Below are 16,590 nucleotides of genomic sequence, written 5' to 3' on the forward strand. Positions count from 1 at the left end.
TGGAGGGCGGCAATCCTGCCGCCACCCACCAGGGAGAGGGATTCCATGCCCGTACGGCCTGCGGAAAAAGAAGCGGAGCTGGAAGCTCACCTGCGCGGAATATGCTTCAAGACGGGGCCGCCGAGCCGCCTCGGAGTCGAGATCGAATGGCTGGTCCACGACGCGCGCAACCCCCGATGTCCGATCGAACCGGACCGGCTGCACAGCGCGGCGACCACGTTGCGCGCACTTCCCCTCACCTCTGTGCTGACCTTCGAGCCCGGCGGCCAGCTGGAGCTCAGCTCACTGCCCGCCCGCTCCCTGACCGAGTGCATCGAGACGGTCACCGCCGATCTCGCGCTGGTCCGGCCCGCCATGCTGGCCATGGGCCTGGGCATGGCCGGCCACGGTCACAATCCGTGGCACCGCCCGCAGCGGGTGCTGGCCGATCCGCGCTACGACGCCATGGAGGCGTACTTCGACCACTGGGGCTCCGCCGGGCGGTCCATGATGTGTGCCACCGCGTCCGTGCAGGTGTGCGTGGACGCCGGGTACGAGGAGCCGGGGCCGCTCGGGCACGGCCGGCGCTGGCTGCTGGCCCATCTGCTGGGCGCGGTGCTGGCCGCGGCCTTCGCCAATTCGCCGACCAGCGAGGGCTGCCCCACCGGCTACCGCACCACCCGCCAGGTCGTCTGGTCGCAGCTCGACCCGGGCCGTACGCTCGCCCCGCCGCCGGGGCCCGATCCGCGCACCGCCTGGGTGGACTACGTCCTGGACGCCCCGGTGATGTGCATCCGCGCCGAGGACGGCCCCTGGCACGCGCCGGAGGGCCTCACCTTCCGCGAGTGGATCCGTACCGGCGTGCCCAGACCGCCCACCCAGGAGGATCTGGACTACCACGTCACGACCCTCTTCCCGCCGGTACGGCCGCGCGGCCATCTGGAACTGCGCATGATCGACGCACAGTCGGGCGACGCCGGGTGGATCGTGCCGCTGGCCGTGACGGCCGCGCTGTTCGACGACCCGGAGGCCGCGGAACGGGCATACCGCATCGTCAAGCCCCTCGCGGAGACGGCGGGCTCCCGGCCGGCGCCGCGCAACCCCCTGTGGCGGCGGGCCGCCCGCGGGGCGCTGACCGACCCGGAACTGCATGCTGCGGCGGTGGCCTGCTTCGCCGCCGCACAGGAAGCGCTGCCACGGCTCGGGGCCTCGCCCGAGGTGCTCGCGGCGGTCGCGGACTTCACCGAACGCTATGTGGCACGCGGCCGCTGCCCCGCGGACGACCATCTCGACGCCCTGTACGCCGCGGAGGGCGACCTCATAGTGGGGAAGGACAGCCAGTGACCCTCGATCCCGAGCTCCTCCGTGAACGCGCGGCCTCGGCGCTGCTCGCCGCCCGCGACCGCACCCGCCTGCTGACCACCTGTGTCGAGGGTCCCGACCTCGTCGCACAGCACTCCCCGCTGATGTCCCCACTGGTGTGGGACCTGGCACACATAGGCAACCAGGAGGAGCAGTGGCTGCTGCGCACCGTCGGCGGACGTGACGCGCTGCGCCCGGACATCGACTCCGTCTACGACGCCTTCGAGCACCCCCGCGCCCAGCGCCCCTCCCTCCCGCTGCTCGCGCCGGACGAAGCGCACGGCTATGTCGCCGAGGTCCGCGGCCGGGTGCTGGACATCCTGGAGCGCACTCCGCTGCACGGCGGGCCGCTGCTCGACTCCGGATTCGCCTTCGGCATGATCGCGCAGCATGAGCAGCAGCACGACGAGACCATGCTCATCACCCACCAGCTCCGCCACGGCCCGCCGGTCCTCACCGCGCCCGAGCCGCCGCCCGTCTCCGACGACGTGCTGCCCGCCGAAGTCCTGGTCCCCGGCGGGCCGTTCGCCATGGGCACCTCCACCGAGCCCTGGGCGCTGGACAACGAACGGCCCGCCCACCACCGGCTGGTGCCCTCCTTCCTGATCGACACCACCCCCGTCAGCAACGGCGCCTACCAGCGGTTCATCGAGGCCGGCGGTTACGACGACCCGCGCTGGTGGGCCGCGGAGGGCTGGGCCCAGGTGCAGGAGCACGCGCTGCGCGCACCGCTCTTCTGGAAGCGCGACGGGGGCCAGTGGCTGCGCCGGAGGTTCGGGGTGACCGAACCGGTGCCGCCGGATGAGCCCGTACTGCATGTGAGCTGGTACGAGGCGGACGCCTATGCGCGCTGGGCCGGCCGGCGGCTGCCGACCGAGGCCGAGTGGGAGAAGGCCGCCCGGCACGACCCGGCGACCGGGAACACCAGGCGCTATCCCTGGGGCGACGAGGACCCCACGCCGGCGCACGCGAATCTCGGCCAGCGGCATCTGCGGCCCGCCCCGATCGGCAGCTATCCGGACGGCCAGTCGGCGCTCGGTGTGCGGCAGTTGATGGGCGATGTCTGGGAGTGGACGGCGAGCGACTTCCTGCCCTATCCGGGCTTTGCCGCCTTCCCCTACCGGGAGTACTCGGAGGTGTTCTTCGGCGACGAGCACAAGGTGCTGCGCGGCGGTTCGTTCGCGGTGGCCCCGGTGGCCTGCCGGGGGACCTTCCGCAACTGGGACCTGCCCGTCCGGCGCCAGATCTTCTCCGGGTTCCGTACCGCCCGGGACGCCGACCCGGCGGCGGACGCATGACGGCCACGGCCCTGCCCCTTCGGAAGGTCGTCTCCTGATGTGCCGTCATCTTGCGTACCTGGGGCCGGAGATCCCCTTCGGCCAGGTGGTCCTGGCTCCGCCGCACAGCCTGTACCGGCAGTCCTGGGAGCCGCGCCGGCAGCGGCACGGGACGGTCAACGCGGACGGGTTCGGCGTGGGCTGGTACGCGCCGGGCGATCCGGTGCCCGCCCGCTACCGGCGGGCCGGGCCGATCTGGGGCGACGATCTGCTGCCCGACCTGGGGCGGGTGGTGCGCACCGGCGCGCTGCTGGCCGCCGTACGGGATGCCACCGTGGCCGGTGCGGACGCCGAGGCCGCGGCCGCGCCGTTCGCCGAGGGGCGCTACCTGTTCAGCCACAACGGCGCGGTGTCCGGCTGGCCGGATTCGCTCGCCCCGCTGGCGGCCGAGCTGCCGGCCGGGGAACTGCTGCGGCTGCCCGCCCGCTGCGACGCGGCGTTCCTGTGGGCGCTGGTCCGGCACCGGCTGACGCGCGGCGACGAGATCGGCGAGGCGCTGGCCGGCACCGTCGCGGCGGTCGCCGCGGCCGCGCCCGGCTCCCGGCTCAATCTGCTGCTGACCGACGGCACCGCCATCGCCGCCACTGCTTGGGGCGACACGCTGTGCCACCTGGCCGTTCCCGGAGGCGGCACGGTCGTCGCCTCCGAACCGTACGACGATTCCCCCCACTGGACCGAGGTCCCGGACCGCACCCTGCTGCGCGCCGGCCAGTCCGAGGTCCACCTCACCCCGCTCAAGGAGCCCGCTACGTGAGCCCGCTCAGCATCACCCGCACCCTCCCCGCCGACGCCACCGCGGCCGCGCTGCGCGCCGATGTCGCCCAGGGCCTGTCCCGTACCCCCAAACAGTTGCCGCCCAAGTGGTTCTACGACGCCCGTGGCAGCGAGCTGTTCGAGGACATCACCAAGCTGCCCGACTACTACCCGACCCGCGCCGAGCGGGAGATCCTGCTCACCCGCGCCGATCACATCGCCGCGGCCACCCGGGCGCGCACCCTGATCGAGCTGGGGTCGGGGTCCTCCGACAAGACCCGCCACCTCATCGGCGCGCTGACCGATCTGCACAGCTATCTGCCCATCGACGTCAGCGAATCCGCGCTGGCCGCGGCGGGCGAGACGCTGCTCGCCGAGCACCCCGGCCTCACCGTGCACGCGCTGGTCGCCGACTTCCAGCAGGGCATCGACCTCCCCGACACCCCCGGCCCGCGGCTGCTCGCCTTCCTCGGCGGCACCATCGGCAATCTGCTCCCCGAGGAGCGTTCCGCGTTCCTGCACTCGGTGCACGACATGCTCTCGCCGGGCGACGCCCTGCTGCTCGGCACCGACCTGGTCAAGGACGAGGCCACGCTCGTCGCCGCCTACGACGACCCGCAGGGCGTGACGGCCGCGTTCAACAAGAACGTCCTGGAGGTCATCAACCGCGAGCTGGGCGGCGATTTCGACCCGGCGGACTTCGACCACGTCGCCGTGTGGAACGCCGAACGCGAGTGGATCGAGATGCGACTGCGGGCCCGCAAGGACCTGAACATCAAGGTCCCCGGGGTGGACCTGGCGGTCGGCTTCGCCGAGGGCGAGGAGCTGCGGACCGAGGTGTCGGCCAAGTTCCGCCAGGAGGGTGTGCGGACCGAACTTGCCGCTGCCGGACTGGAGTTGGCCAACTGGTGGACGGACAGCACGGACCGCTTCGCGCTGTCGCTGTCCTTCCGCGTCTGAATATCCGCCCCTTCCCGGCCGGCGTGACCCTTTGGTCCGCCGGCCGGGTGCCGCCCGCGCGCTCCATGTGGTTCGATGCCCCGATCGCAGGTGCGCACGGGGGCTGTTGCCGCGCACCCACGCAGACTCGACGGACAGGGGAAGCGGCATGGGGCTGGGACTGGATCGGCGGGATTTCCTCCGGGGCGCGGCCGGGCTGTCGGCCGCCGGGGTGCTGGCGGGCTTCGGCAGCGGGCAGTTCATGGCCGGCGCGGCCCAGCGCCGGGCGGGTGAACTGTCCGTACAGGACTGGATGTCGGCGCTCGGCGACTCCACGCCCGTCCAGCGGCTGACGATCCCCGGCACCCACGACTCGGGGGCCCGGATCGGCGGCCCCTGGGTCGCGTGCCAGAACACCTCCGTCGCCGCCCAGCTCGCCGCCGGTATCCGCTTCCTGGACGTCCGCTGCCGGGCCATCGACAGCGTCTTCGCCATTCATCACGGCGCCTTCTACCAGGAGCTGATGTTCGGTGATGTGCTCAATGCCTGCCGGGCGTTCCTGCAGACCCACCCTTCCGAAACGGTCCTGATGCGGGTCAAGCAGGAGTACTCGGAGGTCGGCGCCGAGGAGTTCCGCCGGATCTTCGGCAGCTACCTGGACGACAAGGGGTACCGGTCGCTGTTCCGGCTGGACGCGGGCCTGCCGACGCTGGGCCAGGCCCGCGGCAAGGTGGTCCTGCTGGCGGACTCCGACGGCCTGGGCGGCGTCCGGTACGCCGATCCGCAGCTGTTCGACATCCAGGACGACTACATGGCCGAGCCGTTCGGGAAGTACCCGAAGATCGAGGCCCAGTTCCGCAAGGCCGTCACCCAGCCCGGCAAGCTCTTCGTCAATTACGTCAGCACCTCCGCATGGCTGCCGCCCCGCTCCAACGCGGACCGTCTCAACCCGCAGGTCAAGCGACTGCTGGAGGGCTCGGAAGGGAGTGGCTGGACGGGTCTTGGGGTCGTGCCGATGGACTTCCCGAACGAGGTCGGCCTGGCGGAGACGCTGATCGGGCACAACCTCGCGGGGCGGGGAGTGCGGCTCACGGCGTGAGCCGGTGCCGGACGGCGCCGGCGAGGCCCCGGGCCGGCCCGGAGGGGGGCACCGTGCGGGTCACCCGACCGGCCCAGCGCGGCGCGTTGCGGCGACACGGCCTCCCCGCTCGCCGCACCCCGCCCGCCGGGCCCCTCGGATGGCGGGTGTGCCGGGGTTCCGGTGCGGGTTTCTGTCCGTGATCTTTGCCGCCTGAGCGGAATGATGCGCCAAGTGACCGAACCATGGCACGCATCCCTGCATCAGACTGGGTGAAATGTCTGGTTCCGGTGCCGCTCCGCCATCCGACGGGGGCAGCGCCGGCTGATGCGGCGAGGCGGGCTGCTGGTGGTGGAGACGAGCGAACGCGGGACCGGGCCGGCGGACGACGCCGGCGGGGCGGACCGGGCCGCCGGGACACCGGCGGCCGAGGACTGCCTCGGTCCCCGCGGCCCGGCCTGTACGGGCCGCGGCCGGGCCGGCGTTCCGCTCCGGATCACCCTGGCGCTCGGCGCGCTGACCCTGGTCGCGGGCAGCACGGCGCTGCTCCTGGGGTCCCCCGCACGCGATCCGTTCCTGGCCGCCGGGGACACCACCACCGGCTCCTACCTCGCCACCCGTGCCGACGGCGACCAGGCCGCCGCCGCGGTGCTCGCCGGCCCCTACCAGGAGCGGCCGGGGCCGCCGGTGGCCGCACGGTACGGCGATGCGCGGGCGACCGCGCTGAAGGTGTCGCGGCCCCTGCGGGCGGCCCCGGCGACGCCCGCACCGGCGATCGGCGCGCTCTTCTCCCCCGACGGCGACGGTGACCCGGTCCACCACTGCACGGCCAGCGTGGTGCACGCCCCCGGGGGCGACCTCATCATCACCGCGGCGCACTGTGTGCACGACGACGGCTTCCGTACCCGGCTGGTCTTCGCGCCGGGCCTGCACGACGGGATCGCCCCGTACGGCCTGTGGGTGCCCACCCGGATCCAGGTCGATCCGCGCTGGATCAACGACCGGGACCCCGACCACGACGTGGCGTTCCTGCGGGTGCGCCGCGCGGGTCGGGCCGGCGGCCGGATCGAGGACGTCACCGGCGCCGAACGCATCCGGTTCGGCACACCGGCCGGACGCCCGGCGCTGCTGACCGGCTATCCGGAGCACCAGGACGGCCCGGTCAGCTGCCGGAACACGGCGGACGCCCAGAGCCCGAGCCAACTCCGGTTCGACTGCCCGGGGTTCCCGAACGGGACGAGCGGCGGGCCGCTGCTCACCGACCTCGACCCGGCCACCGGCACCGGGTCGCTGATCGGCGTGATAGGCGGTCTCGACGGGGGCGGTGACGACCTCGTCTCGTACAGCACCCGGTTCGGCGCGGACGTGGCCGCGCTCTACCGGCGGGCGACCGCGGAGCCGGACCCGCGGGCCGCGCAGCCCGGCTTCCGGGCCGCCGCGTCCGGTGTCATGCCCCGCGCGGCACCACGGTCTTGAGGACGGACGGCAGCGGGTACCAGTCGGCGGTGGCGAAGCTCGCGTGCGCCGCGGCGAGTTGCCGGACCCGGGCCAGTGCCTCCGCCTCGGTCGGGTGGGTGCCGTCGATGACCGGCGGCACGTTGTGGGCGTCGGTCATGATGAGCAGGTAGTGGCGGGTGTCGTACCAGGAGGTGTCGATACTGCCGTTCAGGTAGGTCGCGGCGTCGCCGTCGAAGACCACGAACCAGGGGCGCAGCGCCGGGTCGGCGTAGCGCTCGCGGGGGTCGCCGGCCGCCGCTCCGTGCACCGCGGGGAACGCCGTCGACTGTGCCAGCTTCCCCTGCGCGGCAAGGTCCTTGAGGTGGCCGGCGTACTCGACGTCCGTCCACAGCTTGTCGAACGGGTTCTTCTCCTCGACCGTGCCGGGTATCAGCTCGAACAGGAACTTCCCGGCCAGGTCGGCGCGCGAGGGCCAGCCGCCCGCCCGTACGGCCTCGTCGGCGGTGGCGTGTCCGCCGGTGAGGTCCCCGGGGCCGTAGACCGCGTCGCCCAGCTTCTGCCGTACCAGCGCGTCGAACTCGGCGGGACCGCGGCCGCCCTTGGCGTTGAAGCCGTCCTTCATCTCGACCTTGAGCAGGATCGGGCGGTGGCCCGGGTGGGCGTCGTGCCAGGCCTTCATATCGGCCAGGCAGCCGGCGAAGTCCTGGTCGCGGCTCTTGGTGCGCAGCTCCGAGGCGTTCGCGGCGCCCTCGCAGTTGCTGTTGTTGCCCAGCGGGTTGCTGTGCGAGACCCGGAAGGACCGGCCCAGTCCGTTGGTCCAGAGGTCGAGTTCGAGCAGTGCGGCGCCGGAGTCCAGGGCGTCCGCGAAGTAGCGGTACTTCTCCTTTTCATAGGCGTTGTGGACGCCCACGGACGTGCTGGTGCCGTATGTCGCGGCGGTCGGCTCGGCGCCCGCCGGCCCGCTCACCGCGATCACTGCCGCCGCCGCGACGGCGACCGTTCCCACACACCGCTTCCCGTTCATGTGCCCCGCTTCCCCTAGGTCCTCGGCCGTCGGCAGTGCTCCCGAACGCCGTTTCGACCGGTCGGTCACCCGGTCGACCGGGGAGCAGCGTACGGGAGTTCGGCAGATGAGGGACCATGAGGGCCGCAACAGACAAGGAAACAGCGGATGACAGGAACCGCCGGGGAGGGCGCATGACCGACAGACACCACACCGACAGCACACCACGTACGGGACTGCCACTCGCGGCGGCCGTTCTCACCGGAACGGTCGCCCTCTACGTGTCGCTCGTCGCCTTCGGAAACATCACCGACTTCGACACCAATCAGCAGTTCGTCCGCCATGTCCTGGCCATGGACACCACGTTCAAGGACCCGGACCTGATGTGGCGGGCCCTCACCTCGCCCGGGCTGCAGGACACCGCATATCTGGCGATCATCGCCTGGGAGACGGTGGCCGCGGCGGTGCTGCTCGCGGGCACCGCGCTGTGGGCCGTCGGCCTACGACGCGGCGGCTTCGCCCGGGCCCGTCACGTGAGCACGCTCGGGCTGCTGATGGTGGTGCTGCTGTTCGGGGTGGGCTTCCTCGCGATAGGCGGCGAGTGGTTCTCGATGTGGCAGTCCAAGAACTGGAACGGGCTGGAGGCCGCGACCCGCAACCTCACGGTCGCCGGGATCGCGCTGGTGGTGATCCACCTGCCGGGCGCGGCAGGGAAGCCGAAGGGCGGGAACGGAGAGCCGAAGGGCGGGGACGGGGAGTAGCGGACGCACGCGCCCTCCGCTCCCCGTCGCCGAGGAACTCCACCCGCCGGGCGGGGAAGGAGTGCTCGACGACGGGGCCGTGGGCGCATCGACGGCCCGGAGGGCCTCGAGGCCGTTGGCGACGACCATGAGAAAGGCGCCGACGTGGTCGGCGCCGGTCGGGCGGGCCTCGAAAATCTCCGGGCCGTCGATGCCCGCCTTCGGGAGGGCCATCGCGGTCACCGCACCGCGATACCGGCGCGGCCCGGGTGGCCGCACCACCCCAGCCCTGGCCCCGGCGGGCCGGAGATCCAGCCCGCCGGGACAGCGGCGCCGGATCTCAGCCCGCCGCGTACACGTCCTCGATGTAGCGGCCGGAGGCGGTCAGTTCGCGCAGCCAGGCCTCGGACTCCTGGGGCGAGGCACCGGTACTGGCTCCGTGCAGCTCGCGGAAGGCGGCCCGTACCCCGGGTGCCATCCGGCTGCCGTCACCGCAGACGTACACCCGCGCCCCGGCCTGCAGCAGCTCCCACACCTCGGCCGCCTCGGCGGCGATCCGGTGCTGGACGAAGCGGTGGCCGTTTTCGGGGCGCTCGCTGAAGACGGGGCGCATCGAGACGACGCCGGCGGCTTCGGCCGCGGCGAACTCCGCGGCGTGCAGGAAGTCAGCGGTGGGGTCGTCGCAGCCGAAGTAGAGCCGGGCCGGGGCCTGCTGTCCCGCGGCGAGCCGGTCGGCGACGGCGCCGCGGAAGGGGGCGAGACCGGTGCCCGCCGCGATCAGGACGACGGGGGTGTCGTCGGCCGGATCGATGCGGAAGGCCTCCCGGCAGGGCTGGACGCGGGCCAGGACGGTGTCGCCCGGCCGCAGGGAGTGCAGATGGGTCGAACCGGTGCCGCCGGGCAGCAGCGAGACCATCAGGTCGGCGTGCCGGGGGTCGGCCGCGGGTGAGGACGACAGGGAGTAGTGCCGGATGCGCAGGGGCGGCAGCAGCTCCAGGACCGTCGGCCAGGGCAGCGCGCCACGCAGCGCCGGGTGGGCCTCGATCAGGTCGATGAGGGTGCGCGGGTCGTCCTCGGCGAGGTTCTCCAGGGCGTGCCGCTCGGGCGGGCAGGGGTTGTGCGCGGCGAGCTGCGCCACCTGGTCCGCGGTCGGGCGGACGCCCAGTTCGAGGTGGTGGGTGAGCAGTTCGCGCACGGTCAGGGGGCGGTCGACGGGCAGGGTGTCGCGGCTCGCGCGGCGGCCGGAGTGCAGCGCGAGGACGGTGTCCGGGTCGGCGCCGAGGACCCGCGCGGCCCGCTCGACGGCGGCCGGGGCGTTGGCCGGCAGCACGGCGAGGTGGTCGGCGGTGCGGTAGCCGACGCCGTCCGGCAGGGCGATGCGCAGGAAGCGCTTGGGCCGCGCCCAGTCCTGTGCGGTGAGGTCGTAGGCCTCGGTCACGGTCATCGGGACGAGGTCGTGGCGGGCGGCGAGCGCGTCCAGCGGGCCGCCGGTGATCTCGGTGACGGTGTAGCCGGTGTCCTCGGCGTCCGGTGCGCTCGCACCGACGCTCGCCGGGTCGCCGTAGCGCGTCAGCAGTTGGGTGCGCAGCGCCGCGGTGAACTCCTTGACGGTGCCGCCCAGGTCGCCGGAGGCGTCGGCCTCGGCGCGCGACAGCAGCCGGTCGGCGCCGAGGGCGTCGAGCCGGTCGTCGATGAGGGTCGGTATGTGCTGGTAGGTGGCGGCCCAGTTGCGGTCGCCGACGCCGAGGACGGCGAACGAGACGCCCGTGGCGGCGCCGTCCTGCGCGGTGTTGAGCCAGCTCACGAAGGCGGCGGCGTCATCGGTGGGCCGGCCGTTGTAGGAGGCGGCGACGATGACGACGGGCCGGTCGGCGGGCAGCGCACCGGCGAACGCGTCCAGCGGCGCCACATCGGCGGCGAAGCCCAGGCCGGTGGCCTCGTCGGCGAGGCGCTCGGCGAACTCCCGGCAGGTGCCGTAGTTGCTGCCGTGCAACAGCAGCAGGCCGGTGCCCTGGGTGACGCGGGTCGGCAGCCCGTCGTCGGTCGCGGTGTCGTCCGCCGTGCCGGCACCGCCGCCGGGGAGCACGGCCAGCGCGGCGCGGACCGCGGCCCGGTCGGCGGGTGTACGGGCGGCCAGAGTGAGGGTGAACCCCTCGGGCTTGAGGGTCAGCGTCTCCTTGATGCGCAGCCGGTAGTCGCCGTGGTCGATCAGGCGGTAGCGGTGGGCGAGGAGGGCGAGCAGCATGGTCGCCTCGTGGAGCGCGAACTGCCTCCCGATGCAGGCGCGTTCTCCGGTCCCGAAGGGTTTGTAGGCATGCGGTGAGCGGGCCGCCTCGGCCTCCGGGCTGAAGCGGGAGGGGTCGAACAGCTCAGGGTTGTCGCCCCAGACGGGGTCGCGGTGCAGCATCGGCGCGAGCACCATGACCAGTTCCCCGGCCTTGAGCGGATAGCGGCCACCGAGCAGGGTGTCCTCGCGGGCCTGACGAAAGAAGGCGCCGGCGGTGGGCCACAGCCGCAGCGCCTCGTTGAGGACCTGCCGGGTGAACGGCAGCCGTCCGATGTCCTCGAACGAGGGGTCGGGGTCGCTCTGGTCGCCCCACAGTTCGTCCGCCTCGCGCTGGACCATGCGCAGCGCGAGCGGGTCCTTGAGCAGGTGGTAGAGGGCGAAGGAGAGCGCACCCGAGGTGGTCTCGTGGCCGGCGATCAGGAACGTGATGACCTGGTTGCGGATGTTGGCGAGGTCGAGGGCGGGGCCGCCTTCCCCCTCGCTGCCGGCTCCGAGCATCAGGCCCAGCAGATCGTCGTCACCGGTCTCCCCGCTCTCCGTCCGGGCGGCGATGACCTCGTCGACGACCGTCGCGAGGTAGTCGCGGTCGGTCTGGAATGCCGCGTCCGCCGCGGAGTGGTCGGCGTCGGGGTCACGGGAGATCTTCGTCATGCTCCATTCGAGGCAGCGCACCATCGCCTCGACGAACGGATGCGCGCTGTCGCCGCGGGAGAACGACTCGAAGTCGAAGCCGAATCCGGCCAGTCCGATGGTGTCCAGGGTCATCCGGGTCATGTCCTCGGCGACCTGGACGGGCGTGCCGTCGGCCACCCGCCGGTCCCAGGCGGCCATGACCCGGCGCGCGGCCTTGAGCATCGCCGGGTGGTAGGTGCGCATCGAGCCGAGCGCGAAGGCCGGCATCAGAACCTCATGGGCCTTGCCCCAGTTCGGCTCGTCGTTGTAGGCGGTGAACAGACCGTCACCGGTGAACTCTCTGACGGTTTCCAGGACAACCGACACGCCCTTGCTGAAGCGGGACTCGTCGGAGACCTCGGTGACCAGATCGAGCGAGGAGAGGAGCAGCGTCTCGCGGTCGCCGAACTTGCGCTTGAAGATCGGGCCGTGGGTCCGGGCCAGGTCCATGAACTGCTGGATGGGCGTGTGGAGGGGCCCGGCGTCCGTGAGGTCGGCCACCGGAATGCCGTCATCGGCGGCGCGTTCGTCGCTGTGGAGCGCGATGGTGTCGGTCATGTCTCCAGCGTGAGGGCCCCCACGTGCAGGTCACGCCCGGACAACTGCATGATTGTGCAGTGTTTTTTCGCTGCGGGCTCTTGCGCGCGGACCAGAGAAGGGACCATGGACAACGGGACTGCCGACGGGGCATCAAACGGGGACTCGGCGCACACGGACGATGCACCCTGCGTGAACGGGCACGCCGAGGACCCGGCCGGGCCGTACGCGGGCGGCCCGTGGCGCAACTACTTCCTGATCCTGCTGGACCGTATCCCCACGCCGATCGCGGTGTGCCGGGCGTACGGCGAGGTGCTGATCGCCAATCCGGCGATGGCAGCGCAGTGGGGGACGGTCCCGGGACAGCTGCGCGGACGCAATCTGCTGGACCTCTTCGAGCCCCGCGCGAAGGCACAGCTCGACCGGCTCATCGACGCCCTGCGCCTGGGACGCCGTTCCCGCTATCCCATCGAGGTGCGCTGGCGCGACGCGACGGACGGGACCGAGCGGGAAGGGGAACTGACCATCGACCCGGTGGGTGACCCCTCGGTGAACCCGCCCGCCCTGCTGGCGCTGCTGCGGGTGCGCGAGAGCGCCCCGCAACCGGCACCGCGCGCTGCGGCGAGCCCGGTGGAGGCCCGGATCCTGGCACTGGCGGCGGGCGGCGCGACCACGGCGTCGATCGGTACGGCACTGGGGCTCACGGTCGACGGGGTGAACTACCACCTCACCCGGCTGGCCCGCCGTTGGCGGGTGCAGGGCCGTACCGCGCTGGTCGCCAGGGCCTATGTGCTGGGCGTACTGTCCCCGGACAGCTGGCCCCCGGCCCCCGCCTGACCGCTCCGGGCTCCTGTGCGGCCTCCGGGGCCCGTGGGCATGGGCCCGGCACCGCGGCCGCACGCATGTGCGGATAACCTCCGTGGTGTGGAGGAGAACGCAGCCGCGCCGTTCGAGCGCGGAACGGACGGCCCGAAGGTCATCGTCGTCGGCATCGACGGCTCCGACTCGTCGTGGCGTGCCGCCTCGTATGCGGCGGGGCTGGCCAGGCGTCAGTCCTCGAAACTCGTCCTGGTCTACGTCCAGCCGGTGCTGCCGGCCGGGGCCGCGATGGGCGCCCCGGTCTCGGACGCGACCGACGAGGTCGCCGAGGAGCTGATGGCCGAGATCCGACGGGCGACCGAGCGGCTCCAGGGGATCTACAGCCTGCGCTGGGAGTTCCACACCCTGCGTGGCGACCCGTACAACGGCATGGTCCAGATGGCCGACGAGCTCAAGGCCGACGCCGTGGTGGTCGGCGCCTCGGAGCAGGCCGGGCACCGCATCATGGGCTCGGTCGCGGTGCGCCTGGTCAAGGCCGGCCGCTGGCCGGTCACGGTCGTTCCGTAGGGCGGCCGCCCCTGGTGCTCCACCGCAGGTCACCGTTCGGCCGCTGCGCGTCCCTTGCCCCCCGGCGCCGCCTCGCCGGCCGGCCCCCTCGGCGGCGTCCTGACACCCCAGCTCCCGCCCGGGCGCTCCGCTGGTGGGCCGGGTCGCCCTGAGGCACGGTGGACAGTGGACGGGCGGAGTGCCGCCCCGGCGAGGGAGACCACCGTGACCGACCGCACGTATCGCGTGACCGAGATCGTCGGTACGTCCCAGGAGAGCGTGGACGCCGCGATCAGGAACGGCATCAAGCGCGCCTCGCAGACCCTGCGCAACCTCGACTGGTTCGAGATCAGCCAGGTCCGCGGGCATATCGTCGACGGCGAGATCGACCACTACCAGGTCGGCCTGAAGGTCGGGTTCCGGCTCGAGGACGCCGATTGACACCCCTCCCGTGTACGTCTCCCGGCGAGTCCCCGGAGTATTAGGGAGTCGCCTTCCCTAGTCGCCCCCGAGGGTCCATGATGATCCGCCGTCGGACCACGACGGAGCGTACGGAGGGATGACGGATGGGGCTGCGCGCGGGACAGGGCATTTTGCGCCGTAAACCGATCGAGCACATCGAAGAGACGGAAGGCACCGCCAGCGAGCAGCTCACCCGGGCGCTCGGCCTGTGGCAGCTGACGGCCATCGGCGTCGGCGGCATCATCGGGGCGGGGATCTTCACGCTGGCCGGCACCGTCGCGAACGGGAAGGCCGGGCCCGCGGTCCTGATCTCCTTCCTCATCGCGGGCATCGCGAGCGCCGCGGCCGCGTTCTCGTACGCCGAATTCGCCGGGCTGATCCCGAAGGCGGGCTCGGCCTACACCTACGGCTACGCGGTCCTCGGTGAGGTGGCGGGCTGGTTCATCGGCTGGGACCTGCTGCTGGAGTACACCGCGATCGTCGCGGTGGTCGCGATCGGCATCTCCGGCTACTTCGGCTTTCTGCTGGGCGAGTTGGGCGTCGACCTGCCCGCCTGGATGCTCGGCGCGCCGGGGACGGGGCCGGGGCACCGGGTGGACCTCTTCGCGGCGGTGCTCTGTCTGCTGATCGCCTATCTGCTGACCCTGGGCATCAAGAACGCCGCGCGCTTCGAGACGATCGTGGTGGCCCTGAAGGTCCTGGTGGTCATCGTCGTGATCGCGGTCGGCTTCTTCCACATCAAGACCTCGAACTACACGCCGTTCTTCCCGTTCGGGGTGAGCGGCGCCTTCACCGGCGCGGCCACCGTCTTCTTCGCCGTCTTCGGCTATGACGCGATGAGCACCGCGGCCGAGGAGTCGAAGGACGCCCAGCGCCATATGCCGAAGGCGATCCTGTATTCGCTGGCCATCTCGATGGTGCTGTACGTCCTGGCCTGCCTGGTGCTGACGGGTATGCAGAACTACAAGCACATCGACCCGGAGAGCGGCTTCTCGTCCGCCTTCAAGTCGGTGGGCCTGAGCGGTCTGGCGGATGTCATCGCGGTCGGCGCGATCATCGGCATCCTGACGGTCATGTTCACCTTCATGCTCGGCGTGACCCGGGTGTGGTTCTCGATGAGCCGGGACGGTCTGCTGCCGAAGTGGTTCGCCAAGACCAGCCCCAAGCACCATGTGCCGACCCGGGTGACCTGGATCGTCGGCTTCGCCTCGGCGCTCATCGCGGGTTTCCTGCCGATCGGCGAGGCCGCCGAGCTGACGAACATCGGCATTCTGCTCGCGTTCGTGGTCGTCTGCCTCGCGGTGATCGTGCTCCGCTACAAGCGGCCCGACCTGCCGCGGACGTTCCGTACCCCGGGCATGCCGGTGGTACCGGCGATCGGGGTGTGCTTCTCGATCTGGCTGATCACGTTCCTGGAATGGCAGACCTGGGTGCGGTTCGTCATCTGGTTCCTGATCGGCATGGTCGTCTACTTCACGTACTCCTACCGCCGCTCGAACCTGGCACGGGCGGAACGGGAGAGCGCCGGTGGCGGGAGCGGCGGCAAGCGGCTGTGAGCCACGGCGGCTGACCGCGCGGCAGTGAGCGGGCGGGGAACCGGCGGACGACGGCCCGCCGGTCCCCGCCCGCCCTCGGGATCAGAAGACGAACGGTCCCGGGGACTGCGGAGTGGTGGCGTTGCAGGTGGCCGTGACGCCGAACACCACGACCTTCAGTGAGGTGGCCGCCAGCTTGTCGCCCGCGGCGACCGTTCCGCTGAGCGGGCCGGTGGAGACCGCTTTGCCGGCCGGGATCGCCGGGTTGTGGCTGCCGGTGAACGTCGTGGTCCCGGAGCCGTTCTTGGTGAGGGTGAGCGTGGAGCTGACCGTGTTCGCGCCGACGTCTATCGGTGACGTGATCGCCGACGTGGAGAGGCTGATGGTCGCGGCCGTGCCGTTCTGGGTCGCGGTGAGTGTCGCCGTACCGGAGCCGAAGAAGCCGCAGTTGAACGAGAGGGTGGCGGTGCCGGGGGTCACCGCGGCGGCGGCCGGGGCCATCGCCAGTGTGCCCGCGGCGGCGACGGCGACGCCGAGCGCCGTACCGAATCCGAGCGTGCCCGATCTGAGGTGTCTCATAGGGGGGTACCGCCTTCTTGAGGGGGGTGCAGGCCCATGGCGCGGCGTCGGGAGGGGATGCGCGAGGGAACGACAGGCGGCCACGCAGGGGCCCGCGGTCGGATCCCCGGCCGATCACCGTCCAGATCTGACGGGTGGTCAGCGACCTGAATCGCTGACCATTGAGGCACGCGCCCCTGAAGAGAGCAAGGCCGTCATCTCATGATTTTTACGACACCCGGACATGAGTGGAGCAACCCGGGTCCGTCGGCAAGTCGACTACGAGACAACATTTTTGACGAGCCATCACCCGGTGATGGCACAGGCCGGACGCAAGCAGCCGGCGTCGGCCCACCGCGCACCGCTCCGGGAGGGATCCACCCCCGCTCCGACAGCTCGGGGCGGCCGGTTACCGCCACACCACCTCTTGACGCGCACCTGACCGGCGCCAAGAATGAGCGCGCTCTGACAACGTTGTCGGCCTATCGGGCCGTGCGCGCCCGCGCGCGCCGTCCGACGGGGCCG

Annotated in this window: 14 protein-coding genes; 11 read left to right on the top strand and 3 right to left on the bottom strand. The window is 72.1% G+C overall.

All coding sequences use genetic code 11. The annotated features are described in order from the left end of the window. Window positions 1-45: 45 nt before the first annotated feature. The 6 genes from egtA to Scani_RS13915 all read left to right on the top strand — a co-directional run bounded on the left by egtA (window position 46) and on the right by Scani_RS13915 (window position 6,924). On the top strand, window positions 46-1,323 hold the full coding sequence (gene egtA, locus Scani_RS13890; RefSeq protein ID WP_159474513.1) for an ergothioneine biosynthesis glutamate--cysteine ligase EgtA: 1,278 nt from the start codon (window positions 46-48) through the stop codon (window positions 1,321-1,323). Next, complete coding sequence (gene egtB, locus Scani_RS13895) at window positions 1,320-2,639, top strand: ergothioneine biosynthesis protein EgtB (protein ID WP_159474517.1); 1,320 nt, start codon at window positions 1,320-1,322, stop codon at window positions 2,637-2,639. The genes egtA and egtB overlap by 4 nt, the downstream gene beginning before the upstream one ends. Window positions 2,640-2,676: 37 nt before the next feature. Further along, window positions 2,677-3,432 carry an ergothioneine biosynthesis protein EgtC gene (gene egtC, locus Scani_RS13900; protein ID WP_159474520.1) on the top strand — a complete coding sequence of 252 codons (756 nt, stop codon included), beginning with the start codon at window positions 2,677-2,679 and terminating at the stop codon, window positions 3,430-3,432. Then, window positions 3,429-4,391 (top strand): L-histidine N(alpha)-methyltransferase, encoded by a 963-nt coding sequence (gene egtD, locus Scani_RS13905; protein ID WP_159474523.1) that lies wholly within the window; start codon window positions 3,429-3,431, stop codon window positions 4,389-4,391. Before egtC ends, egtD begins: the two co-directional genes overlap by 4 nt. 148 nt (window positions 4,392-4,539) lie before the next feature. Beyond that, window positions 4,540-5,469, top strand: a complete 930-nt coding sequence (locus Scani_RS13910; RefSeq protein ID WP_159474526.1) for a phosphatidylinositol-specific phospholipase C domain-containing protein — start codon at window positions 4,540-4,542, stop codon at window positions 5,467-5,469. Between the two features lie 306 nt (window positions 5,470-5,775). Beyond that, on the top strand, window positions 5,776-6,924 hold the full coding sequence (locus Scani_RS13915) for a trypsin-like serine peptidase (protein WP_308686571.1): 1,149 nt from the start codon (window positions 5,776-5,778) through the stop codon (window positions 6,922-6,924). On the opposite strand, the gene Scani_RS13920 is transcribed toward Scani_RS13915, so the two are convergent. Then, window positions 6,896-7,930, bottom strand: coding sequence for a phosphatidylinositol-specific phospholipase C domain-containing protein (locus Scani_RS13920; protein ID WP_159474529.1), 1,035 nt, complete (start codon window positions 7,928-7,930; stop codon window positions 6,896-6,898). The genes Scani_RS13915 and Scani_RS13920 overlap by 29 nt on opposite strands. 173 nt (window positions 7,931-8,103) lie before the next feature. Here Scani_RS13920 and Scani_RS13925 point away from each other — a divergent pair, with 173 nt between their 5' ends. Next, window positions 8,104-8,670 (top strand): DUF2165 domain-containing protein, encoded by a 567-nt coding sequence (locus Scani_RS13925; protein ID WP_159474532.1) that lies wholly within the window; start codon window positions 8,104-8,106, stop codon window positions 8,668-8,670. A gap of 319 nt (window positions 8,671-8,989) precedes the next feature. On the opposite strand, the gene Scani_RS13930 is transcribed toward Scani_RS13925, so the two are convergent. Beyond that, on the bottom strand, window positions 8,990-12,166 hold the full coding sequence (locus Scani_RS13930) for a bifunctional cytochrome P450/NADPH--P450 reductase (protein WP_159474557.1): 3,177 nt from the start codon (window positions 12,164-12,166) through the stop codon (window positions 8,990-8,992). Window positions 12,167-12,271: 105 nt separating this feature from the next. Between Scani_RS13930 and Scani_RS13935 the strand changes: the two genes are divergently transcribed. From Scani_RS13935 to Scani_RS13950, 4 genes are all read left to right on the top strand, one after another. Next, a complete protein-coding gene (locus Scani_RS13935; RefSeq protein WP_159474560.1) occupies window positions 12,272-12,982 on the top strand; it encodes a PAS domain-containing protein in 711 nt (236 codons plus the stop codon). Window positions 12,983-13,069: 87 nt separating this feature from the next. Further along, window positions 13,070-13,531, top strand: coding sequence for a universal stress protein (locus Scani_RS13940; RefSeq protein WP_159474563.1), 462 nt, complete (start codon window positions 13,070-13,072; stop codon window positions 13,529-13,531). A gap of 204 nt (window positions 13,532-13,735) precedes the next feature. Continuing rightward, window positions 13,736-13,951: a dodecin gene (locus Scani_RS13945; RefSeq protein WP_159474566.1), complete on the top strand. Its 216-nt coding sequence runs from the start codon at window positions 13,736-13,738 to the stop codon at window positions 13,949-13,951. Window positions 13,952-14,076: 125 nt separating this feature from the next. Beyond that, on the top strand, window positions 14,077-15,528 hold the full coding sequence (locus tag Scani_RS13950) for an amino acid permease (protein WP_159474569.1): 1,452 nt from the start codon (window positions 14,077-14,079) through the stop codon (window positions 15,526-15,528). A gap of 81 nt (window positions 15,529-15,609) precedes the next feature. Here Scani_RS13950 and Scani_RS13955 read toward each other — a convergent pair whose 3' ends face one another. After that, complete coding sequence (locus Scani_RS13955; RefSeq protein ID WP_159474572.1) at window positions 15,610-16,086, bottom strand: hypothetical protein; 477 nt, start codon at window positions 16,084-16,086, stop codon at window positions 15,610-15,612. Between the last annotated feature and the right edge of the window lie 504 nt (window positions 16,087-16,590).

Source organism: Streptomyces caniferus, from assembly GCF_009811555.1.
GTDB classification, from domain to species: Bacteria; Actinomycetota; Actinomycetes; order Streptomycetales; family Streptomycetaceae; genus Streptomyces; species Streptomyces caniferus.